At 67.1% G+C, this 19,072-nt stretch carries 27 protein-coding genes; 17 read left to right on the forward strand and 10 right to left on the reverse strand.

The window, feature by feature from the left end; all coding sequences use genetic code 11:
- Positions 1 to 40: 40 nt before the first annotated feature.
- Positions 41 to 526 carry an SRPBCC family protein gene (locus EGH21_RS01090; protein ID WP_220616629.1) on the forward strand — a complete coding sequence of 162 codons (486 nt, stop codon included), beginning with the start codon at positions 41 to 43 and terminating at the stop codon, positions 524 to 526.
- Here EGH21_RS01090 and EGH21_RS01095 read toward each other — a convergent pair.
- Positions 523 to 1,065 (reverse strand): hypothetical protein, encoded by a 543-nt coding sequence (locus EGH21_RS01095; RefSeq protein ID WP_220616630.1) that lies wholly within the window; start codon positions 1,063 to 1,065, stop codon positions 523 to 525. The two genes, EGH21_RS01090 and EGH21_RS01095, sit on opposite strands and share 4 nt — an antisense overlap.
- A gap of 133 nt (positions 1,066 to 1,198) precedes the next feature.
- On the opposite strand from EGH21_RS01095, the gene EGH21_RS01100 reads away from it, so the two are divergent.
- Together EGH21_RS01100 and EGH21_RS01105 are read left to right on the forward strand one after the other, a co-directional pair.
- Positions 1,199 to 1,750 (forward strand): NAD(P)/FAD-dependent oxidoreductase, encoded by a 552-nt coding sequence (locus tag EGH21_RS01100; protein WP_220616631.1) that lies wholly within the window; start codon positions 1,199 to 1,201, stop codon positions 1,748 to 1,750.
- Positions 1,747 to 2,637, forward strand: coding sequence for a DMT family transporter (locus EGH21_RS01105; RefSeq protein WP_220616632.1), 891 nt, complete (start codon positions 1,747 to 1,749; stop codon positions 2,635 to 2,637). The genes EGH21_RS01100 and EGH21_RS01105 overlap by 4 nt, the downstream gene beginning before the upstream one ends.
- On the opposite strand, the gene EGH21_RS01110 is transcribed toward EGH21_RS01105, so the two are convergent.
- On the reverse strand, positions 2,630 to 3,427 hold the full coding sequence (locus EGH21_RS01110) for an RIO1 family regulatory kinase/ATPase domain-containing protein (protein WP_220616633.1): 798 nt from the start codon (positions 3,425 to 3,427) through the stop codon (positions 2,630 to 2,632). The two genes, EGH21_RS01105 and EGH21_RS01110, sit on opposite strands and share 8 nt — an antisense overlap.
- A gap of 78 nt (positions 3,428 to 3,505) precedes the next feature.
- Here EGH21_RS01110 and EGH21_RS01115 point away from each other — a divergent pair, with 78 nt between their 5' ends.
- Together EGH21_RS01115 and EGH21_RS01120 are read left to right on the forward strand one after the other, a co-directional pair.
- Positions 3,506 to 4,645, forward strand: coding sequence for an acyl-CoA dehydrogenase family protein (locus EGH21_RS01115; RefSeq protein WP_220616634.1), 1,140 nt, complete (start codon positions 3,506 to 3,508; stop codon positions 4,643 to 4,645).
- A 76-nt stretch (positions 4,646 to 4,721) separates the two neighbouring features.
- Positions 4,722 to 5,000: a hypothetical protein gene (locus EGH21_RS01120; protein WP_220616635.1), complete on the forward strand. Its 279-nt coding sequence runs from the start codon at positions 4,722 to 4,724 to the stop codon at positions 4,998 to 5,000.
- A gap of 21 nt (positions 5,001 to 5,021) precedes the next feature.
- Here EGH21_RS01120 and EGH21_RS01125 read toward each other — a convergent pair whose 3' ends face one another.
- Both EGH21_RS01125 and EGH21_RS01130 read right to left on the reverse strand, forming a co-directional pair.
- Positions 5,022 to 5,432: a universal stress protein gene (locus EGH21_RS01125; protein ID WP_220616636.1), complete on the reverse strand. Its 411-nt coding sequence runs from the start codon at positions 5,430 to 5,432 to the stop codon at positions 5,022 to 5,024.
- A 57-nt stretch (positions 5,433 to 5,489) separates the two neighbouring features.
- Positions 5,490 to 6,950, reverse strand: coding sequence for an RtcB family protein (locus EGH21_RS01130; protein WP_220616637.1), 1,461 nt, complete (start codon positions 6,948 to 6,950; stop codon positions 5,490 to 5,492).
- A 219-nt stretch (positions 6,951 to 7,169) separates the two neighbouring features.
- Here EGH21_RS01130 and EGH21_RS01135 point away from each other — a divergent pair, with 219 nt between their 5' ends.
- The 3 genes from EGH21_RS01135 to EGH21_RS01145 all read left to right on the forward strand — a co-directional run bounded on the left by EGH21_RS01135 (position 7,170) and on the right by EGH21_RS01145 (position 8,589).
- Positions 7,170 to 7,694, forward strand: coding sequence for a DoxX family protein (locus tag EGH21_RS01135; protein WP_220616638.1), 525 nt, complete (start codon positions 7,170 to 7,172; stop codon positions 7,692 to 7,694).
- Positions 7,695 to 7,710: 16 nt separating this feature from the next.
- On the forward strand, positions 7,711 to 7,998 hold the full coding sequence (locus tag EGH21_RS01140; RefSeq protein WP_220616639.1) for a hypothetical protein: 288 nt from the start codon (positions 7,711 to 7,713) through the stop codon (positions 7,996 to 7,998).
- Between the two features lie 126 nt (positions 7,999 to 8,124).
- The gene (locus EGH21_RS01145) at positions 8,125 to 8,589 is read left to right on the forward strand and encodes a peroxiredoxin family protein (protein ID WP_220616640.1); all 465 of its coding nucleotides are present in this window, start codon (positions 8,125 to 8,127) and stop codon (positions 8,587 to 8,589) included.
- Here EGH21_RS01145 and EGH21_RS01150 read toward each other — a convergent pair.
- On the reverse strand, positions 8,586 to 9,119 hold the full coding sequence (locus EGH21_RS01150; protein ID WP_220616641.1) for a GNAT family N-acetyltransferase: 534 nt from the start codon (positions 9,117 to 9,119) through the stop codon (positions 8,586 to 8,588). The two genes, EGH21_RS01145 and EGH21_RS01150, sit on opposite strands and share 4 nt — an antisense overlap.
- A 112-nt stretch (positions 9,120 to 9,231) precedes the next feature.
- Here EGH21_RS01150 and nth point away from each other — a divergent pair, with 112 nt between their 5' ends.
- Positions 9,232 to 9,918, forward strand: a complete 687-nt coding sequence (nth, locus tag EGH21_RS01155) for an endonuclease III (RefSeq protein ID WP_220616642.1) — start codon at positions 9,232 to 9,234, stop codon at positions 9,916 to 9,918.
- 21 nt (positions 9,919 to 9,939) lie between these two features.
- Here nth and EGH21_RS01160 read toward each other — a convergent pair whose 3' ends face one another.
- Both EGH21_RS01160 and EGH21_RS01165 read right to left on the reverse strand, forming a co-directional pair.
- Positions 9,940 to 10,461, reverse strand: coding sequence for a universal stress protein (locus EGH21_RS01160; protein WP_220616643.1), 522 nt, complete (start codon positions 10,459 to 10,461; stop codon positions 9,940 to 9,942).
- A gap of 88 nt (positions 10,462 to 10,549) precedes the next feature.
- Positions 10,550 to 11,038, reverse strand: coding sequence for a DUF7321 family protein (locus EGH21_RS01165; protein ID WP_220616644.1), 489 nt, complete (start codon positions 11,036 to 11,038; stop codon positions 10,550 to 10,552).
- A gap of 86 nt (positions 11,039 to 11,124) precedes the next feature.
- Between EGH21_RS01165 and EGH21_RS01170 the strand changes: the two genes are divergently transcribed.
- The 8 genes from EGH21_RS01170 to EGH21_RS01205 all read left to right on the forward strand — a co-directional run bounded on the left by EGH21_RS01170 (position 11,125) and on the right by EGH21_RS01205 (position 16,341).
- Positions 11,125 to 11,994, forward strand: a complete 870-nt coding sequence (locus tag EGH21_RS01170) for a DUF7319 domain-containing protein (RefSeq protein WP_220616645.1) — start codon at positions 11,125 to 11,127, stop codon at positions 11,992 to 11,994.
- 61 nt (positions 11,995 to 12,055) lie between these two features.
- Complete coding sequence (locus EGH21_RS01175; protein ID WP_220616646.1) at positions 12,056 to 12,721, forward strand: halocyanin domain-containing protein; 666 nt, start codon at positions 12,056 to 12,058, stop codon at positions 12,719 to 12,721.
- Positions 12,721 to 13,140, forward strand: a complete 420-nt coding sequence (locus tag EGH21_RS01180) for a DUF7318 family protein (RefSeq protein WP_220616647.1) — start codon at positions 12,721 to 12,723, stop codon at positions 13,138 to 13,140. Before EGH21_RS01175 ends, EGH21_RS01180 begins: the two co-directional genes overlap by 1 nt.
- A gap of 1 nt (position 13,141) precedes the next feature.
- Positions 13,142 to 14,002, forward strand: a complete 861-nt coding sequence (locus tag EGH21_RS01185) for a ubiquinol-cytochrome c reductase iron-sulfur subunit (protein WP_220616648.1) — start codon at positions 13,142 to 13,144, stop codon at positions 14,000 to 14,002.
- Positions 14,003 to 14,005: 3 nt separating this feature from the next.
- Positions 14,006 to 14,809 (forward strand): cytochrome b, encoded by an 804-nt coding sequence (locus EGH21_RS01190; protein ID WP_220616649.1) that lies wholly within the window; start codon positions 14,006 to 14,008, stop codon positions 14,807 to 14,809.
- 4 nt (positions 14,810 to 14,813) lie between these two features.
- Positions 14,814 to 15,587: a cytochrome b family protein gene (locus tag EGH21_RS01195; protein WP_220616650.1), complete on the forward strand. Its 774-nt coding sequence runs from the start codon at positions 14,814 to 14,816 to the stop codon at positions 15,585 to 15,587.
- Between the two features lie 138 nt (positions 15,588 to 15,725).
- Complete coding sequence (locus EGH21_RS01200) at positions 15,726 to 16,076, forward strand: DUF7315 family membrane protein (protein ID WP_236035354.1); 351 nt, start codon at positions 15,726 to 15,728, stop codon at positions 16,074 to 16,076.
- Complete coding sequence (locus EGH21_RS01205; RefSeq protein WP_220616651.1) at positions 16,069 to 16,341, forward strand: DUF7314 family protein; 273 nt, start codon at positions 16,069 to 16,071, stop codon at positions 16,339 to 16,341. The genes EGH21_RS01200 and EGH21_RS01205 overlap by 8 nt, the downstream gene beginning before the upstream one ends.
- Before the next feature lie 156 nt (positions 16,342 to 16,497).
- Here EGH21_RS01205 and EGH21_RS01210 read toward each other — a convergent pair whose 3' ends face one another.
- The 3 genes from EGH21_RS01210 to EGH21_RS01220 form a co-directional block, all read right to left on the reverse strand.
- A complete protein-coding gene (locus EGH21_RS01210; RefSeq protein ID WP_220616652.1) occupies positions 16,498 to 16,959 on the reverse strand; it encodes a DUF7313 family protein in 462 nt (153 codons plus the stop codon).
- Positions 16,960 to 17,010: 51 nt separating this feature from the next.
- Positions 17,011 to 17,730 carry a diacylglycerol kinase catalytic domain-containing protein gene (locus EGH21_RS01215; protein WP_220616653.1) on the reverse strand — a complete coding sequence of 240 codons (720 nt, stop codon included), beginning with the start codon at positions 17,728 to 17,730 and terminating at the stop codon, positions 17,011 to 17,013.
- 69 nt (positions 17,731 to 17,799) lie between these two features.
- Positions 17,800 to 19,035 carry a digeranylgeranylglycerophospholipid reductase gene (locus EGH21_RS01220; RefSeq protein WP_220616654.1) on the reverse strand — a complete coding sequence of 412 codons (1,236 nt, stop codon included), beginning with the start codon at positions 19,033 to 19,035 and terminating at the stop codon, positions 17,800 to 17,802.
- Positions 19,036 to 19,072: the final 37 nt, after the last annotated feature.

A 19,072-nucleotide genomic window follows, 5' to 3' on the forward strand; every position in this document is an offset into this window, starting at 1 on the left:
ACACCGCCGGGGTTTTCCCCGTGTCTCCCCAAGTCCGGGTATGCCCGTCTTCGAGCGAGAGGTCCGTGTGTCGGCGCCGCTGTCCGAGGTCTGGGAGTTCCACTCGACGGCCGACGGTCTCGTCGCCCTCACGCCCGACTGGATGCACCTCAGAGTCGAGGAGACGCGCGGGCCGGACGGCGACCCGGACCCCGAGGTGCTGGAAGCGGGGTCGGTCGTCGTCTCCTCGGTCAAGCCGTTCGGCGTCGCGCCGCGCCAGCGCTGGGTCTCCGAAATCGTCGCCCGCGAGGAGAGCGAGGCGGAGGCGATGTTCCGTGACGTGATGACCGAGGGGCCGTTCCCCGAGTGGGAACACACTCACCGGTTCCGGGCCGACGGCGACGACGCCACCATCGTCCACGACCGGGTGGAGTACGAACTCCCCGGCGGTCCGCTCGGCCGGGCGGTCGGTCCCATCGGGTTCCTCGGCATGGAACCGATGTTCCGCTACCGCCACCGCGAGACGAGGGCGTTACTCGAAGCCTAACCGTCCTGGTACTGGGCTTCGGTCTTCTCGACGGCGACCGGGGCCACACGGACCGCCGAGCGACCGGCGAGTTCGACGGTCACGGTCACCGTCCGGGGAGCCACCGACACCACCCGGTCGAGCGGGACGGTCGGTTCGCTCACGACCGCCCCGTCGCGATTCCGGGTGATGGCGTAGTCGACAGTGGCGACGAGTCCGAACACGAGGCTCCGTATCCCCCGGCCGAGGCCGGCGTCGGGTTCGTCGAGTCGGTCCTCGACGACCGGGACCACCGTCTCGGCGGCGCGTTCGAACGCCGTCCAGCGGACCCACTCGTCGAACGGTCGCGTCTCGCCGTCTTCGCGCACGGCGTCGCGGTCGGGGAGGTACGTGACTACGTCCCGATCGACGGTCACCGTCGTCTCGACCGGAGCACCGCCGGGGCGGTGGAGGTTACCGTCCAAGGCGACGTCCGCTCTGGTCGCGTCCGCGACGGCGGTGGCACCGACCAGCGCCGCGAGGCCGCCGCCGACGCCGGCGAGGTACTGTCGTCGATTCACGTCTGTACAGTGGACGAATCGGGGAATAAGCCTTCAGATGGGTTCGACGGCGTTTGTAGCGTCGGCGTCGCCGGGACCGGCACCGACCATTCACGGGCGTACATTTATCCACCACTGTGACCCAATGCCACCCATGACTGACGTACTGGTCGTCGGCGGGGGTCCCGCCGGCCTGAGCGCCGCACTGTTCACAGCCAAGAACGGTCTCGACACGGTGGTCTACGACACCGACGAGACGTGGCTTCACAACGCACACCTGTTCAACTACCTCGGTATCGAGTCCAGAGACGGGACCGAGTTCCTCGGGGACGCTCGCGACCAGGTCGAGGGGTTCGGCGCCGACCTGCGCGAGGGGGAAGTAACGGCCGTCGAGCAGTCCGACGACGGGTTCGTCGCCACCACCGAGGACGGCGAGACGGAGGCGACGTACCTCGTCCTCGCGACCGGCACCGACCGCTCGCTGGCCGAGGAACTGGGCTGTGCGTTCGACGGCGACGTGGTGGACGTCACCGTCTCGATGGAGACGAGCGTCGACGACGCCTACGCCACCGGGGCGATGGTCCGGGACCAGGAGTGGCAGGCCATCATCTCGGCGGGCGACGGCGGCGCGGCCGCACTCGACGTCCTCTCGAAGGAAGAGGGCGAACACTTCCACGACTTCGACACCCCGGACGACGCCGAGTGAGCGACTCGGAGCTAGACCCCCGAATCGCCCTCGTCGTCGCGGTTCTCGCGGTCAGTACCAGCGCGATTCTGGTCCGGGCCAGCGACGCGCCCGCCAGCGTCGCGGCGCTCCACCGGGTCGTCGCGACGACGCTCGTCGTCGCACCGCTGGCGCTGGGCCACGACCCCGGAGCCTTCACGCGACTCGCTCCGCGTGACGTCGTCGCGGCGGCGGCGACAGGCGTGGCGCTGGCCGTCCACTTCGCGACGTGGTTCGAGAGCCTCGCGTGGACCAGCGTGGCGGCCTCGGTGACGCTCGTCCAGTCGCAACCGCTGTTCGTGGCGCTCGGGGCGTGGGCGCTACTTGACGAACGCGTCACGCGGGGGACGACGGCCGGTATCCTGGTGGCCGTCGTCGGCATCGTGGTGATGTCGCTCGGCGAACTGCTCGGCGGCGGTGGCGTCGGCCCGAACCCGCTGTACGGGAACGCGCTGGCGCTCGTCGGCGGGGTGATGGCCGCCGCCTACGTACTCGCCGGCCGGTCGCTCCGACAGCGGTTCCCGCTGCTCCCGTACGTCACCATCGTCTACGCCGTCGCCGGCGTCTGCTTGCTCGTCTTCGTCGTCGGGAGCGGGCACCCGGTCCTCGACTACCCCCCGCGGGAGTGGCTCCTGTTCTTCCTGATGGCCGTCGGGCCGGGACTGTTCGGTCACACGGTGTTGAACTGGGCGCTGGGTCACCTCGACTCGAGTCTGGTGAGCGTCTCCCTACTGGGTGAACCAGTCGGGAGCGCACTGCTGGCCCTGTTCTTGCTCGCCGAGGTCCCCGGGTCGTGGACGCTCGCCGGCGGCGTCGTCGTCCTCGCCGGCATCGGCGTCACGGCCCGGTCGCGGAACGCGGTCAGTTAGCGCGCTGTTCGACGGCCCCGCGGATGGCGGCGGCGTCGAAGTCGTGGTCCGGCCGGATGTTGACGAAGTCGAGGAACTCCTCGGCGCCGAGGAGTTCGTCGGTGGTGTAGTACCGCGCCGCGGCCGCGACGGCCCGGCGGCCGCCGACCAGCGGTTCCAGCGCCCCCAGCGCACAGGCGAGGTCGTACGCTCGCGCGTCGTCGATGGCGTCCTCGCGGACGCTGGTCGCGTCGATGAAGTACACCGCGTCGTCGGCGACGAGGACGTTCTCACACCGGAAGTCGCCGTGGGCGAGGCCCGCCTCGTGCATCCGGTGGAGGTAGTCGAACACCGTCTCGGCGTGGCGGTCGACGGCCTCGGCCGGTAACTCGTCGAGCGTCTCGAACTCCCGCAGGTACTCGAAGACGAGGACGCCCATCCCCTCGTACTCGAAGGCCTCGATGGGTTCCGGCGCGTTCACGCCCAGTTCGCGCATCCGCTCGGTGGCTTCGAGTTCGTGTTCGGCCATCTGGGCCGGCGTCCCGAAGTGCTCGAAGAAGCCCTCGGTGCCCGAGGAGAACGCGCCGAGGTTCCGGCCCGTCGTCAGGAGGGCGTGGACCAGCGAGTTCTGCTGGGTGATGACCTTCACGAACCAGCGGTCGGAGACGACGAACGGCGTCGACAGCCAGTTGTCGGCGTCCAGAAACACCACGCGGCCCGATGGCTCGTCGTACCGGTCGAGGACCGCGCGGGCGACGCCCTCCAGTCGGTCCCACGGGACCGTCCCCCGGAGGAGTCGTCGAAACGCCATCGACCGGACGGAGGCGGGGCGGCCGGATAGGGCTTGTGTCCCCCATGGTATTTGATGACAGGATGCGTACCCGGTGGTATGGACTTCACCCTCCCAGCGGAGCACCGCATGATTCGGGACTCGGTCCGGGAGTTCTGTGACGAGGAGATAGCGCCCATCGCACAGGACATCGAGGACGAACACCGGTTCCCCGCCGAGGTGTTCGACGAACTCGCCGAGTTGGACGTGATGGGCGTCCCCATCGACGAGACGTGGGGCGGCCTCGGCGGCGACCAGTTGATGTACGCGCTGGTCTGTGAGGAACTGGGCCGTGTTTCCGGGTCCATCGGGCTCTCGTACGCTGCGCACGTCTCGCTGGGGTCGAAGCCCATCGAACTGTTCGGCACCGATGCCCAGAAGGAGCGATGGCTCGAACCGCTGGCGACGGGCGACCACCTCGGCGCGTGGGCGCTGACCGAACCCGGGAGCGGGAGCGACGCCAGCGACATGGACACCACCGCCGAAAAAGACGGCGACGAGTGGGTGCTGAACGGCACCAAGCAGTTCATCACCAACGCCTCCGTCGCCGGGTCCATCCTCGTCAAAGCCGTCACCGACCCCGGCGCCGGCTACGACGGCATCTCGACGTTCGTCGTCGGCCCCGAGGACGACGGCTGGGAGGTGACGACGGAGTGGGACAAGATGGGACTGAACGCCTCGCCGACGTGCGAACTGCTGTTCGACGACTGCCGGATTCCCGAGGACCGACTACTCGGCGCGGAAGGCGAGGGCTGGGAACAGACGCTCAAGACGCTCGACGGCGGCCGCATCTCCATCGCCGCGCTCTCGGTGGGGCTGGCACAGGGCGCCTTCGAGGCCGCGAAGTCCTACGCCACCGAACGCGAGCAGTTCGGCCAGCCCATCTCGAAGTTCGACGCCGTGCGGGACAAGATAGTCGAGATGGACCGCAAGATAGAGCGCGCGCGACTGCTCACCCACAAGGCCGCGACGATGTACGACGCGGGCGAAGACACGACGCGGATGTCCTCGCTCGCGAAACTCGACGCGAGCGAGATATGCCGCGAAGTCGCCGAAGACGCCGTCCAGGTGCTCGGCGGCTACGGCTACACCACCGACTTCGCGCCCCAGCGGTTCTACCGCGACGCCAAACTGATGGAGATAGGCGAGGGGACCAGCGAGATTCAGCGACTGGTCCTCGGTCGCGAGTTGGGCCTCTAGTACGTACCACCTACGTCCGGGTTCTATCGCGTTCCCTGCGGTCGGTTCTCGGTAAGTTCCCACAAGAGGAACGCCTATGTCGGTAGCCGTGACCTACCTCGGCATGGACCTGCCGGACATCGCACGACCGAGCGCAGACACCCTCGACCAACTCGCAGGCGTCACCGGACTCGGCTGGACGACGTCGCTGCTGGGGTTTCTCACCACGCTCGTCGGGTACGGCCACAGCGTACTCAGTCGGTTCGCCGCGGAACCACAGACGCTCCTGTACCTCGGCGTCGCGTTCTTCGTGGCGACGCTCGGCCTCGACAGACTCGCCGCGTCGATGCGAGAACGACGGCCGCGTTCGGAGTAGGGGTCCGCGCCCGCGAGAGAGTCACGAACTCGAGTTCGGGACGATAGTGACCGGCACGGACGCCGCGTCGACGACGGAGAAGGCCGCGTCGCCTGACGCGAGTCGCCCCCTGAGGCCCTTCGGTTCGTGGCCCATGACGATGTGGGAGATGTCGACGTCGGTGGCGACTTCCAGCAGTTCCTCCCCGATACGGGTCCCTTTGCGGGTGCTCGACCGGCCGACGTGTTCCAGCGCTACCGTCGCGACCACTGTCTCGTCCGCGAGACGCTCTCTGAGCATATCACGGACCCGTTTCGCCTCGGCGTCGGCGAGTTGGTCGTCCAGCAGGTGGACCACGTACAGTTCCTCGTCGAGTGCCTCACCGAGTCTGACGGCGGTATCGATGACTCCGTCGGACACCGCGTCGTTGGCGACGGCCACGAGGATGGTCATGTGCGAAGGCATGGGCCGAGACGGCATAGTAGCTTTCGGATGGCTAACACGAGCGCGTCACGAGGTGGCCTTCAGATTGTGGACGGCGTCTAGCCACTCGACGACCTCGGCGGTGGGTTCGAGTGCGTCGACGATTCGCTGGGCGTCCTTGTAGGCCATCGGGGCCTCGTCGCGGACGCTCTCGACGACGGACTCGGAGTAGACGTCCGCCATCGCGTCGGCGAACGCGTCCATGTCGACCACGTCGTGGGCCTCGCTCCGACTCATCACCCGGCCGGCGCCGTGCGGGGCGGTCTGGTGGTACGCGTCGTTGCCCTTCCCACGGGCGAGGACCGACCCCTCGGCCATGTTGAACGGGACGACGAGACGCTGTCCCTCGCGGGCAGGGGTCGCCCCCTTGCGGACGGTCAGGTCCCGGAAGTCGACGTAGTTGTGGACGCTCTGGAACCGGTCGACCGGGTCGACGCCCAACGTCTCGCAGATGGCGTCGCTCATCAACTCGCGGTTCCAGCGGGCGTACTGCTGGGCGAACAGCATGTCGACGTAGTAGCCGTGGGCCTCCCGTCCCTCCAGCCAGTCGAGGTCGTTGTCCCGGTCCCCGTCGTCCGGACCCACGTGCGGGCCGAGCGACCCGAGGGCGTCGAAGGCGTCCTCGATGTCCCGGCCGTCGAGTTCCCGGCGCAGGCGGTCTTTGTCGATGTGGGACTCGCCCTTCCCGCCGGTGACCCACTCGTAGAGGTCGGCGTCGCTCACCGTCTCGGGGTCGAACTGCAGGTACGCCGCGTACTGCTCGGGAATCTCCTCGCGGATGGCCCCGATAGCCCGGCGGTCCGTCGCTTTCGACTGCCAGTACTCGGCGACGGACTTCCCGAGGTAGCGCGACCCACTGTGGACGACCAGCCAGTAGTCACCGCCGTCGCGTGCGCGGGCGAACTCCACGAAGTGGTTGCCGCCGCCCAGCGTCCCGGCGCTCTGGATGACGTGGCCCATCCCCTGTCGTTGGTCGGCCAGAACGCGGTCACAGAGGGTCTCAAAGTAGTCGCCGTCGTAGCCGTCGAAGTCGAACTCGATGGGGTCGATGCGCTCGCCGAACCGCTCGGCGAAGGCGTCGTCGAACTGGTCGAACACGCGGTTCGCACGCTCGAACGGGAACTCGTCGACGAGGTGGGGCGCGTCGTCGTAGTCGTGGACGTCACGCCCCATCGGAACGGCCTCGCGGACGCGGCGCTCTCGCTCGGCGTCCGAGAGCGGGAGGTCCGGGCCGAGGTCGGTCGCCGCCATCCCACACCCGACGTCGACGCCGACGACGTTGGGGACGATGCGGTCACCCAGCGGCATCGTGAAGCCGATGGGCGCGCCGGCGCCCCAGTGCGTGTCGGGCATCACGCGGACCGATTCGGTGAACGCGGGGTGGTCGACGAGGCGCTGAATCTGGTCGCGACACCCGGCCTCGACCAGCGACTCGTCCTCGACCATCACCTGCGCCGTCGTGTACGCCCCGTCCAACTCCAGTACCATCTCGGTGCTGGGTAGTCGGGTCGGTGTGTTGAAGGTCACGGTGGGGTGACGACCGGTCGCGTCCGCGTTCGACATAAAAACCCGCAACCGAACGGGACCGCTTCGCCGAACATGTACAATTCTACATTCTCAGGCCGTCAGAACCGTTTTCACGGGTTGGGAACGCACTTCTGTTTATATGGGGTTGCCCCGCACAGATTCACATGTGAGGTAACGACGATGTCCTACCAAGCAACCAACCCACTGGCCGACGAGTTCGAGCTCGCGCTGGACGGGCCGTTGACGGCGTACTGGCTGGCGTTCCTGCGAGTGGTCACCGGATGGTGGTTCTTCCACGCCGGTGTCACCAAGCTCATTGAGGACGGACTGGCCTTCGGATACGGCCCGGCCTACCTCCAGCAGATGACCGGCACCGCGCTGGGGCCCATCCCGGTCTGGATGGGGAACAACCTCGCGTGGCTCATCAGGCCGGGCGTCCCGCTGTTCGAGACGCTCATCGGACTGGCCCTGATGGTCGGCGTCCTGACCCGACTGGCGGCCTTCGGCGGGGTCATCTTCATGACCCTGTTCTGGGTCGGCAACGCGGGCTTCGGACACGGCCTGGTCAACGGCGACCTGATGGGCCTGCTCCTGTTCGCCACGGTGATGGTCGTCGGTGCCGGCCGGTACTACGGCCTCGACGCCATCCTCGAGAAACTGGAGTTCGTCCAGAAGCGCCCGAAACTCCGCTACCTACTCGGTTAACGAGGTGACAAAGAACATGACTGACATCATCGACAAGGCGGCAATGGCACTGAGCGGCGGACTGATGCTCCTGGGCATCGTCGGCCTCGGCATCGTGGAGATACTCGCCGGCCCGCCCTACGGGGCGGCCCCGGTGACGAACGACGCGGGCGAAATCGTGGCGACGCCGATGGTCGACCCGACCCTCCGGACCGGGCTGGTCGTCGCCGGACTGGTCGTACTGGGCCTGTACGCGGCCTACAAGCTAGCGACCCCGGTCGAGGAGGTCGACACGGCGAAGGGCCACGAGACGATGGCCGACTGAGAACCGGACGAACCGACCGCGGCCCCTGATTCTCCGCCCTTATCGCGACGGCGACGAGCGACCGCTGTCCGCCGACCGAGCACCACCCGCCCGTAGACTTTTCTCGCCGACGCGCGTCCGGCCGGTATGCTCGACGCAGGTGACCCGGCACCGGACTTCGACCTCGACGGCACTGCGGGTGCCGGGGTCGGTTCGTACCGCCTCTCCGCCGCGAGCGAGCAGGTTCCCGTGGTCGTCGCGTTCTACACCGAGGACTTCGCGCCGGCCTGCACCACCTACCTCGAAGCGCTCCGCGACACGGAGTGGGGGTCGCTGACCGACGCTATCGCCGTCTTCGGCGTCGCGCCCGGCACGCTGGACGACCATCGGGCGTTCGCTGCGGACCTCGACCTCCCGTTCCCGTTGCTGGTCGACCACGCGGGCGTCGACGCCCAGTTCGGCGTCCAGCGACCGGACGGCACGACCCGCCGTTCGGCGTTCCTCGTCGACGAGCGCTGTCGCGTCCAGTTCGCGTGGGCCGACGACCCGGAGCGGTCACCGGACGCGCCGCCGGACGTCGGCCCGGTGCAGGACGCCGTCGCGTCGCTCTAGCCGTCCCACTCCCCTTCGAGCAGGCCGTACAGGTGGACGTCCGCGTGGCCGCCGCGACGGTACCAGTGGTCCCGGAGCACGCCCTCGTGCTCGAACCCGACCTTCTCAAGCACCCGCCGGGACCCCTCGTTGTCCGCGAACGCCCTCGCGTGGACCCGGTGCAGACGAAGTTCGGTGAAGGCGTACTCGACGAGGGTCCGTGCCGCGTCGGTGGCGTAGCCGTGGCCCCACGCGTCGGCGGCGAGGTAGTACCCGAGTTCGCCCGTGCCGGCCCGACTGTCGACGCCGCGCAGGCCGACGGTGCCGACCGGGGCACCGTCGGCACATATCAGGAAGTGCACGTCGTCGGCGTCGGGGTCGGTGACGGACTCGACCCACTCGCGCTCTTCGCGCTCGGTCTTCGGGCGGGCGAAGGTGAGGCCCGCGCGGACGTCGGGGTCGTTGATCGTCTCGTAGAGGAACGCGACGTCGTCGTCCTCGACGACGTGCAGCGTCACGTCCTCGCCGTGGAGGAAGGCTGGACCGGGCATACGCCCCATCTCGGTGGTCTCAGCCAACAACGTTTCGATGGGATGACACGGTGACACACACCCGCCTGCCGGGAGCGATAGCGCAAAGAGTGGCCCGCCCCGTCGTGTGGACATGGGAACACCGCTGGCGAGTCGCGAGGCACAGGCCGAGGCAGTCGTCGAGCGCCTCCACGAGGAGTATCCGGACTCGACCATCTCGCTGAACTACTCGAACCGGTTGGAACTGCTCGTCGCCGTCGTCCTCTCGGCACAGTGTACCGACGAGCGAGTGAACGAAGTCACGGCGGACCTCTTCGAGAAGTACCAGACGCCGGAGGACTACGCCGACGCCAGCGAGGCGGAACTCGCCGACGACATCTACGGCATCACGTTCCACAACAACAAGGGTGGCTACCTCAAGGGCATCGGCGAGAAAATCGTCGCCGAACACGACGGCGAGGTGCCCGACGAGATGGGCGCGCTGACCGACCTGCCCGGCGTCGGCCGCAAGACGGCCAACGTCGTCCTGCAACACGGCCACGACGTCGTCGAGGGCATCGTCGTCGACACCCACGTCCAACGGCTCTCCCGTCGGCTCGGGCTGACGGAAGAAGAACGACCCGAAGCCATCGAACAGGACCTGCTCGACGTGGTGCCCGAGTCGGAGTGGCAGCAGTTCACCCACCTGCTCATCGACCACGGCCGCGCCGTGTGTGGCGCTCGCTCGGCCGACTGTGGCGAGTGCGTACTGGCCGACATCTGTCCCTCCGAGAAGGGCGACAGCGACGTGGACCTCGCCTCGGGCGAGCCGTGGGCCTAGTCGGCAGCGACGGCCGGGTGGCTACTCCGCCTCGTCCTCGCTGTCGCCGAGTCGAACGGTCAGGACCGGCGGTCGTGCCGTCCGAACGACCTTTTCCGTGACGCTGCCCAGCAGATACCGGTCGATACCGCGTCGGCCGTGAGTCGGCATCACGACGAGGTCCACGTCGGCCTCGTCTGCGTAGTTGACGATGGCCCGGTACGGGTTCCCCTCTCTGACCTCCGTAACGGTCTCGACGTCGTGCGCTGCGAACTCGTCGGCGACGGCGGCGACGAGTTCCTGTCCCGCCGTCTCCAGTCGTTGCATCCCACCGGTATCCGGGGCAGTCATTCCCGACCCCATCTCGACGTCGTCGGGTTTGACCATCCCCGAGAACCCGGTGTCGTCGTCGCGCATCACCATGTGCGAGAGTTCGTTCTCGCTGTCTGCGACGTAGAGTACGTGCACGGTCGCGCCGTAGGTCGACGCGAGGTCGACGACGTGGCCCATCGCTGCCTCGGACCCAGCACTCCCGTCCGTCGGAAAGAGGATTCGTTGGTACATGGCCTCACGTACCCGTACGTCCAGCAGTATTGTCAAACTATCTGTACTTCTCGCCCAGTGAGAGGCTAGGGCCGGACTACACAGTGGCCTACCCACCGACGACGTAGCGCAGGACGTACCGGGAGACGCCCACGACGTACGCCAGCATCCAGAAGACGACGTAGCCGAACACGCCGATACGGAGGCGCGAGCGCCAGTGGCTCATCTGGTCGCCGCCGATCTCGTCCAGCAACAGGTCCTCGTCGTAGTCGTTGTACAGGTCGTGTTCGCGTTTGGCCCGGAAGATACGGACGATTCCGGTGCCGCCGAACAGCAGGAGGGCGTAGGCCTGCAAGCCGAGGTAGGCGTGGACTGCCGACAACCCGCCCAGTTGCTCGGGAAGTCGTGGCGCCATCCAGAACAGCATCGGCACCGTCGTCAGGACGAGTCCGGTGACGACGAACTTCAGGTGGTGCAACAGGACGTCCCACGTGACCGGTTCCGTCTCGATGATGTAGTACGCGCCGTAGACGAAACAGGGGAAACTCAGGCTCACCGACACGAGTACGACAGAGGCCACGACGCCGTCCGACACCATATCGCGGCGTTAGGACAGGACGCGCTAAAACGTGCCGGATACGGGAGGTCAGAAGGCGTAAGTCGGAGGAAACCCTACTCTCGACAATGGCAGACTCCGACTCGACGTCGCCCGAGGCGGACGCTGACACGGACAGCGACGCCGACCGGTCGCGGCCCGCGCAGGCGGCGAGCGAGGGGCGGGAGACGGACGACCTCGACACCGAGGCGCTCCGCAAACAGGTCGAGGAGAAGTACGACTTCGACGACTTCGGTCCGGCCGACATGGCCGAGATGACCGCCGAGGAGTGGGACGTCGCCTTCGACGAGGACTCGTGGATAACCGGCGACGAACTGCTCGACCGGGTGGCCCGGGACCTCCGAAACCGCGTCTCGACCCGCGACGTCTTCGCCCGCGTGGAGCGCCACCAGAACCCGCCGCGGGTGCTGGCGTACTCCGACGAGGGGTACGCCATCGTCTATCCCGACGGGAGTGTCGAGGGCGAGGGGACGGTCCTCCGTGACGTCAAACCGACCGTCGCGCTCTGCTCGATGGACTCCTACGACGTGCCCGAGTCGGTGCCCGACAACCCGCTCCCCGAACCCGAAGCCGTCCCCGAGGGCGGCGGCGAACTGGGCAACCGGATGTTGCAGGTCATCGCCGGGGCCCAACTGCTCGCCGGACTCGGTCTCCTCGCCGGCGGCGTCCTCGCCGTCGCCGGTGTCGTCGGCGGCCCGGGGGCGAACGTCGTCGCCCTGTTCGTCGCCGGCCTCGCGTTCGTCGGCATCGCGCTCGTACTCTTCTTCACCGTCGCGAACGCGCGACTTTCCGACAAGTTCCGGGCCGAGGAGTACCGCGACCGACTCAGGGCGGTCGGTCTCGAAGACGGCGAGCGACCCGACTTCGTTCCGGAGCTAACCCCCCAGAACGGAGGGGACGAGACGGAGCGCGACGAACCCGACGAAGCCGGGGCGTGACGGTGCCTGCGGGCGGTATCCGGTGGGTTTATACAAACACAGTCCTGACTTCGGGACGTACATGAACAGGCGGGAGTTCGTCCGGACTGCAGGGGGTGCCGCAGGCGCTGCGGCCACCCTCGGCGCCGCCGGCACAGCCGCTGCCCAGGAAGAGGGCGGCGGTGGCGGCGGCCAGACAGCCCCGGACTACGGCGGCTACCTCGATCAGGTCGGGAACTTCTCCGGCCCCACGAGCACTGTCGACGCGACTGGACAGGACACTGCTACAGTCGAGGTCGGTGTCAACGCGAACGGCGGGGCCTACGGGTTCGGCCCGCCGGCTATCCACGTCGACAACGGCGCGACCGTCCAGTTCGAGTGGACCGGCAACGGTGGCGGACACAACGTCGTCTCCGACGGCGACGGACCGCTGGACTCCGGGTCGCCAGTGGCCTCCTCCGGCGTCAACTACGAACACACGTTCGAGAGCGACGGCATCTACCCGTACTACTGCGCCCCACACGAGGGGCTCCAGATGAAAGGCGCCATCGTCGTCGGCGAGGAGTTCCCGACCCAGACCATCGGTGGCGGCGGGCCACAAGAGGTCAACCCGCACGAAGCAGGGGTGCCGATTCAGCCCCACTACGTCGGCTTCGGTGCCGGGCTGGCGGTCGTCATCCCGCTCGTCTTCACCTTCTTCCAGTTGAAGTACGGTGAATCACCACACACCAGCGGAGGGAACAACTGATGGCGTCCGAAGGCTCCACCTACGGCGACATCCACCGCTACGAACCGCCGCGAGAGAGCACCGCGGCGGCGGTCGGCATCGTCCTCCTGACGGTCATCCAGGTCGTCCTCGTCGGCCTGTTCACCTACGGGATGCTCACTGGCTGGGCGTCCGGTATCGGGACGACGCTGACGGTCCGCCTCATCGAGGCCAACATGTTCCTCGGCGGCGTCCTGACCGCCATCTTCCTCGATCTGGCGTTCATCATGCTCCTCTACCGCAAGGAGTTCCTCCCGGACGTGATGATAGTCAAGAAGCGCCGTCGCAAGTGGGAGGACCTCTACATCCGACAGGAGGACGTCGACGGGAAGAAGCTCGCGGACGAGGACCAGCTAGTCGAGACAATCAAACGCGCAGTCTACCCCTACTACAAGAAGTAATATGCCACTAGACGAAGACAAGTATCCAGCCGAGACGGGTCGACGTCGCTTCGTAAAGGGCGTCGTCGGCAGCGCGGCCCTCTCCAGCGTCGGTGTCGGCGGGGCCGCCGCCGTCGACGCGACGACCGACGCCGCCGGCGAAGGTGGCGGGACGACCACGTTCGTCGGTGTGGAGAACACCGACGGGCCAGCACCGCGCGGGATGCCCATCATCCCCATCGAGATAAACGGCGGCGAGATATCGGGCCTCTGGCCCGAGTTCGACCCCGAGGCCGGCGTCGCCATCGCACGGGACTTCGGCGGCAGCGGCATCGACTACTCGTCGGCCTGGTTCCAGTACTGCGGTATCCAGAGTTCGTCGGGTATCTACCCGCAGGCCGAGCGTAACAACACCTTCCTCAACAGCCCCGGCTCCTTCACCTGGCAGGGCGAGATAGAGCAGGGCGCGCCCCTCACCGTGGACATGTTCGAGGACTACCAGGAGTGGGGCAACGGCATCGGGAAGGCCGGCCTCGGCAAGCCCGCCAGCGCGAACTGGCGGGACGGCGAGGGCGGCGGCGTTCCGGTCCAGATTCTCCGCTCCGTCGAAATCGAGAAGATGGCCAACGGCGAGGGGAAGTACTCGGAACTGCCCAACAGCATCAAGAACTTCGTCTCCGAGGCCACGCAGGACGGGTTCATCGCCTGGCTCAACAAGTGTACGCACTTCTGCTGTGTCCCCGGCTTCAAGACACAGGAGGGGAGCGTGAACTTCGGCGCCGAGGACCGAATCTACTGCCAGTGCCACCAGTCGGTGTACAACCCGTTCAGCCCGGTGCAAAAGCAGTTCGTGGCGCTCCCACGCCCGCCACAGGAGGGGTGACCCATGAGCTTAGAACGCAAAGACGAACACGACCACAAAGGCTGGATGGAATCGCGCGAGCTGTCGCCACTCGAATCGATATACCTGACCACGCTCATCTGGCTCGACAAGCGTCTGCGTGTCGTCGACTACCTCGAAATCCTCGAAGACCTGTACTACAAGGTCAACATGCAGATGCCGAAGAGCCACACCGAGCAGTACAACCTCGACAACAAGTTCTGGTACTGGTACCCGCTGTACGCACTCGGGTCGTTCTCGACTATCGCGTACGTCGTCGCCGCCATCTCCGGCGCGTTGCTCGGGTTCTACTACGCCCCGGCCGCGGCGGCCGCCGACGGCTCCCCGACCGTGGCGTACGACTCGGTGATGCTCATCATGGGGCAGTTGAACCTCGGCTACTTCCTGCGTTCGGTCCACCGCTGGGCCGCGCAGGTCATGGTCGCGGCGGTGTTCCTCCACATGCTCCGTGTCTACTTCACGGGCGCGTACAAGGAACCCCGCGAACTCAACTGGCTCATCGGTATCATCCTCATCTCGCTGACGCTCGTCTTCGGGTACACGGGGTACCTGCTCCCGTGGAGCCAGCTTTCCTTCTGGGCCGGACAGATCGGCGTCGAGATGTCGCTGTCCATTCCGCTCATCGGCGAGTGGGTCGCACAGCTGATGTTCGGGGGGTTCACCCTCTCACAGTCCACGTTGCAACGGATGTACATCCTGCACGTGTTCTTCCTCCCGTTCATCACGACGGCGCTCATCGCCGTCCACATCGGCATCGTCTGGATGCAGGGCATCGCGGAACCACACTGATACAATGAGCGACAACGACACCAACGACGACGAGGTTCGCACAGACGGCTCGGGCGGCGGCGGTATCGTCGCACCGGACGACGAGACGCCGACGTGGTCCGAGCGCAAGCAGCGGTCGCAGGGCCTCTCGCGGCTCACTTACGAGTACTTCGAGCGGGCCCGCCGCGAGGATCAGGACCTGCGCCAGCAGTCCGACTACGTCGAGCGCGACGTGCTGGCGTTCCCGGCGTGGCCCCACGAGATGATTCGGAATCTGGCCCTGACGAGCTTCTTCGTCGGGATGATCCTGTTCCTCTCGGCGACGCTCCCGCCGGAGATGCCGAACCCGGCGAACTCCGCCGTGACGCCGGCCATCATCCTGCCGGACTGGTACCTCTACTGGTCGTTCGGCCTGCTCAAGCTCGGCCCGCTGAACCCCAACCTCGCTATCCTCGGCGGGGCGAAACTGATGGCGGACCGGACCTACGGTGTGCTGGCGAACGTCGTCGTCGTCGGCTTCGTCGCCATCGTCCCGTTCATCAACAAGGGGTCGGCGCGCCGTCCCGTCGAGCAGCCGTTCTGGGCCGCCGTCGGCATGGCCGGCGTCATATTCAGCCTGACCATCGCCGCGCTGTCCATCAAGAACCTCATCCCGATGGACTCCCACCTGCTGTTCGACCTGACGTTCCTCGTCCCCATCGTCGCCGGGACCATCACCTACGCGGTGCTGAAGACGATGCGCGAGGGCTACATGTTCGACCTCAACCGCCGGTACTACCGGCTCCGACCGCCGAAGTAAGGCGCCGTCTTTCTCCCGCTTTCGTCGTCGTGTCGCCGATTCCCCCAGCGGTCGCTGTCCCTTCGTTCGTAGCGACGACGGGACCCGACACGTCCGCGTCTCGCCGCAGTAAAGTATCTCGCGCCCCTAGCTGTCGTGATGACCGAGGACCAGTCGGGCGTGCCGACGGAGGCCGAGGCCACGGAGGAGGCGGGCGCGCCGGACGGCGGACGCTCTCGTGACGTCGTGGTCCCCCTCCGCGTCTACAAGACCGTCACGGTGTTCTCGACGCTCATCGCGGTGTTCAGCGTCGTGGGCGGGTTCATCCTCGTCGACGTCGCGACCAACAGAGCGTCGGCGCCGGCCTCGGAGATAGACGTCCCGGTGGCCATCGCCGGCGTCGGCCTCATCCTCATCGGGGCCGTCGTGTACGCCTTTTCGACGCGATTCCGCACCGAGGAGATGGGAAAGTCTAAAGACGACGCTGACGAACTGTCCGATAATGGCTGACGAGTTCATCAAAGGGTTCGGCGCGCTGATGGTCGGCGGACTCGGCTGGATGACCATCGCTGGATGGTACCGGACACCGAGCTTCGAGGGCGCACAGCTCATCGGCGAACTGCCACCGGCCGAGTCGCGAACCGTCTTCGACAGCATGGCCATCGCGATGATGGACGTGTTCTTCTGGTTCGCCGTCTTCGGCGCGCTCACGTTCTGGGTACTCATCCCCCTCGTCGGTGAGCTTCGCGAGTACCTCGACGAGCGGTCCGCCTGAGCGACCGGTCGGTCTCTTTCTGCTTCGAGTCACGCGCTCCGTCTCGTAGCGACGGGTGCGCTCGGCTTCGGCCAGCGTGCAGCGAGACGTGTCTGCTCGGACACGAACGAGGCCACGGCGAGAGGTAGCGAAGACGGAAAAACGACGACGGCCCGCTTAGACGATAGCGGACCAGGGGCCCTTGATGACCCAGAAGAGGCTCTGGTAGCCGGCGTACATGAAGACGACCATCGCGGCGACGAGTGCGCCCTTCGGTCGTTCGAGGGCGAGGTCACGGCGCGCTTCGACTTTCCGGGACTCGAACTCGAAGAAGTCGGTGATGACCAACCCGAGGACGAGCACCGAGAGGACCATCCCGCCGTGGTGAGCGAGGGTCATGTAGTAGAACGACGTGACGACCAACAGGACGTTGCTCGCGACGTGGACCGGATGCCGGCTGATGGCTTCGGCCCCACCGTCGTCGTACTGGGTAGTGTAGCGCCTGTGTGCCACCATACGCGTCAGGAAGTTGCCAACCACCAGCGCCAGGAGGAGGTACTCGACGACGAGCACGTCCCCCGGACCGGTGGCCCCCATGATGGTGTCCAGTGGCCCGAAGAGGGTTACGGATGGCTGCATACGCAAACCTCTGTCCGAGGGCCATTAGTGTCTTTCCAATCTCGGCAGGAATCAGGCGAAGCGGGACCGACTCTCGTCGACGACGGCGACGCGCATCGGCCCGCTCCGCGAGAGGGTGACGGTCTGTCCACAGGCGACGGTGCCCTCGTGGACACCGTCCACGTACAGCGCGACGGTGGCTTCGTCGCGCTCGACGGAGACGGTGAGGTCGTCGAGCGGCAGCACCCAGTGGTCGGGGTTGGTCGCGAACGGGGCGATGGGCGCGGCGACGCCGACCCCGGCCACGGGGGCCAGCACGGGGCCGCCGACGCGGCGGGCGTACTCCGGCGACCCGGCGGGGGTCGCGACGGTGATACCGTCGGCGCGGAACTGTCCCACCGAATCGCTCGGCGTCTCGACGGCGTACTCCGAGATGCGAGCGGCGTCAGCGGTGACGGCGGTCACGTCCCACACCGCCCGCCCGACGGTGTCGCCGGCGGTCGTGACCGCCACCACCGGGTGTCGGTCGACGTGGGCGTCGTCCAGCCCCCGTACGGCCGCCAGCACGGCGTCCCGTGTCACCGACCGGACGCCGCGTCCGGCGTCGACGGGGAGCAAGAGCGGGTCGTGGTCGCTCGCACCGACTCCGGCGACGGCCGTCTGACCGACGGCGACGACTCGCTCGGTCGTCGGGGGGTCCGCCGGTGAGCCGACATCGACGGAGACGCCGGCGTCGCGGAGTCGGTCGGCCACGCTCTCGTCGCCGACGACACCGAGCGCGCTGTCGCTCATTGTCGGACGGTTCGGGCGGCCGGAGAAAAAGTTGCCGCACTGGGCCACGGCGTCGCCGGGCGGCCGCGGTCAGTTCGACAGTCGCTGTCGGGCGTACTTCGCGAGGAGCGGGACGTCAGAGAGGTGTGCGAGCTTCGTGATGGCCCGCCGGTCACCGTTGTTTATCTGCGTGAGCGTGTCCGCGTCGGTGCTCCGGAGGTCGGCCATCAACTGGTCGTACCGTTCGTTCGGTGCGAGATACAGCAGTTCGGTCATCATCAGGCGAGAGCGGTGTTTCGGGGCGACCTGACTGTGCCAGAGTTGGTCGTAGACGGAGAGCGACTCCGCGGAGGTGTCCGGCGTCTCCGGGGTGAGCGCCGCGTCCACCGTCGCGGCGGCGGCCCGGGCCGACTTCATCCCCTTGTGGATGCCTTCACCCCACAGAGGGTCGATACTCGGGACGGTGTCGCCGATGGCCATGAAGTTGTCCGTGCTGAGTGACTTCGGCGGCTGGATGTGGGCGGAGCCACGGTGGGCCTGGGTCCCCTCGATCTTCTCGGCGTCCTCGAAGCGCGGGTCCGAGTCGAGCCAGTACTCGAGATAGTCGTCGATACCCATCCCGTCTTTGGCGTACTGGTGGTGGGAGGCGTTCTGGATGTAACAGAGGCCGACCTTCGCGGTGTCTTCGCCGGTGTGGAAGATCCACGAGTAGCCGCCGGGCGCGAGGTCGTGGTCCAGTCGGAGCATCATCGTGTCGCGCAGGTCGGCGTAGCCGTCGTGGTTCAGGTCGACGTTCTCGAACTCGTACTCGATGCCGATGGCCTGCTTCTCCCGCTGGAGGTCACAGACGCCGAGTTTCTTCGCCAGCGGTGCCGCGGGGCCGGTGGCGTCGATGATGACGTCGGCGTACACCTCCTCGTCACCGTCGTACCGGACACCGACGATGTCGCCGTCCTCCATGATGGGGGCAGAGACCCGCGAGTCGAACCGATACGTCGCCCCCTTCTCGCGACTGTCACGGACGAGGAACCGCTTGAAGTCGGCGAACTCCAGAACGGCCCCGGTCTGGGTGCGGACGTAGTGGTCGTTCGGCGATTCGAGGACCACCTCCTCCGTGTACTGCATGACGACGTCGTCCGGGATGGCGAAGGCGGTCATCGCGGAGGGGAAGGTCCCGGCGGTCGATTTGTTGCTCTGACGTGGGAACTCCGATTCCTCTTCCGTCTCGAGTACCAGCACGTCGTAGTTCCGCTCGGCCAGGTCACGGGCACACTGCCCACCCGCGGGCCCAGCCCCGGCTATCACCACGTCAAAGCGGTCGCGCATGGTTGTGGGTTACTCGTATCCGTAATCAGTCTTGCTT

The sequence above is a fragment of the Haloarcula rubra genome, assembly GCF_019599465.1.
In the GTDB taxonomy this organism is placed as follows: domain Archaea; phylum Halobacteriota; class Halobacteria; order Halobacteriales; family Haloarculaceae; genus Haloarcula; species Haloarcula rubra.

What these genes read in the sequence shown, in the direction of transcription:
- EGH21_RS01150 (WP_220616641.1), bottom strand. Translation starts at nt 9,119, where the DNA reads ATGCCCGGTCCAGCCTTCCTCCACGGCGAGGACGTGACGCTGCACGTC.
- EGH21_RS01110 (WP_220616633.1), bottom strand. Translation starts at nt 3,427, where the DNA reads ATGGCGTTTCGACGACTCCTCCGGGGGACGGTCCCGTGGGACCGACTG.
- EGH21_RS01200 (WP_236035354.1), top strand. Translation starts at nt 15,726, where the DNA reads ATGACCGAGGACCAGTCGGGCGTGCCGACGGAGGCCGAGGCCACGGAG.
- EGH21_RS01130 (WP_220616637.1), bottom strand. Translation starts at nt 6,950, where the DNA reads ATGGTACTGGAGTTGGACGGGGCGTACACGACGGCGCAGGTGATGGTC.
- EGH21_RS01115 (WP_220616634.1), top strand. Translation starts at nt 3,506, where the DNA reads ATGGACTTCACCCTCCCAGCGGAGCACCGCATGATTCGGGACTCGGTC.
- EGH21_RS01120 (WP_220616635.1), top strand. Translation starts at nt 4,722, where the DNA reads ATGTCGGTAGCCGTGACCTACCTCGGCATGGACCTGCCGGACATCGCA.
- nth (WP_220616642.1), top strand. Translation starts at nt 9,232, where the DNA reads ATGGGAACACCGCTGGCGAGTCGCGAGGCACAGGCCGAGGCAGTCGTC.
- EGH21_RS01190 (WP_220616649.1), top strand. Translation starts at nt 14,006, where the DNA reads ATGAGCTTAGAACGCAAAGACGAACACGACCACAAAGGCTGGATGGAA.
- EGH21_RS01195 (WP_220616650.1), top strand. Translation starts at nt 14,814, where the DNA reads ATGAGCGACAACGACACCAACGACGACGAGGTTCGCACAGACGGCTCG.
- EGH21_RS01100 (WP_220616631.1), top strand. Translation starts at nt 1,199, where the DNA reads ATGACTGACGTACTGGTCGTCGGCGGGGGTCCCGCCGGCCTGAGCGCC.
- EGH21_RS01205 (WP_220616651.1), top strand. Translation starts at nt 16,069, where the DNA reads ATGGCTGACGAGTTCATCAAAGGGTTCGGCGCGCTGATGGTCGGCGGA.
- EGH21_RS01145 (WP_220616640.1), top strand. Translation starts at nt 8,125, where the DNA reads ATGCTCGACGCAGGTGACCCGGCACCGGACTTCGACCTCGACGGCACT.
- EGH21_RS01140 (WP_220616639.1), top strand. Translation starts at nt 7,711, where the DNA reads ATGACTGACATCATCGACAAGGCGGCAATGGCACTGAGCGGCGGACTG.
- EGH21_RS01180 (WP_220616647.1), top strand. Translation starts at nt 12,721, where the DNA reads ATGGCGTCCGAAGGCTCCACCTACGGCGACATCCACCGCTACGAACCG.
- EGH21_RS01090 (WP_220616629.1), top strand. Translation starts at nt 41, where the DNA reads ATGCCCGTCTTCGAGCGAGAGGTCCGTGTGTCGGCGCCGCTGTCCGAG.
- EGH21_RS01125 (WP_220616636.1), bottom strand. Translation starts at nt 5,432, where the DNA reads ATGACCATCCTCGTGGCCGTCGCCAACGACGCGGTGTCCGACGGAGTC.
- EGH21_RS01135 (WP_220616638.1), top strand. Translation starts at nt 7,170, where the DNA reads ATGTCCTACCAAGCAACCAACCCACTGGCCGACGAGTTCGAGCTCGCG.
- EGH21_RS01210 (WP_220616652.1), bottom strand. Translation starts at nt 16,959, where the DNA reads ATGCAGCCATCCGTAACCCTCTTCGGGCCACTGGACACCATCATGGGG.
- EGH21_RS01160 (WP_220616643.1), bottom strand. Translation starts at nt 10,461, where the DNA reads ATGTACCAACGAATCCTCTTTCCGACGGACGGGAGTGCTGGGTCCGAG.
- EGH21_RS01175 (WP_220616646.1), top strand. Translation starts at nt 12,056, where the DNA reads ATGAACAGGCGGGAGTTCGTCCGGACTGCAGGGGGTGCCGCAGGCGCT.
- EGH21_RS01185 (WP_220616648.1), top strand. Translation starts at nt 13,142, where the DNA reads ATGCCACTAGACGAAGACAAGTATCCAGCCGAGACGGGTCGACGTCGC.
- EGH21_RS01165 (WP_220616644.1), bottom strand. Translation starts at nt 11,038, where the DNA reads ATGGTGTCGGACGGCGTCGTGGCCTCTGTCGTACTCGTGTCGGTGAGC.
- EGH21_RS01215 (WP_220616653.1), bottom strand. Translation starts at nt 17,730, where the DNA reads ATGAGCGACAGCGCGCTCGGTGTCGTCGGCGACGAGAGCGTGGCCGAC.
- EGH21_RS01170 (WP_220616645.1), top strand. Translation starts at nt 11,125, where the DNA reads ATGGCAGACTCCGACTCGACGTCGCCCGAGGCGGACGCTGACACGGAC.
- EGH21_RS01220 (WP_220616654.1), bottom strand. Translation starts at nt 19,035, where the DNA reads ATGCGCGACCGCTTTGACGTGGTGATAGCCGGGGCTGGGCCCGCGGGT.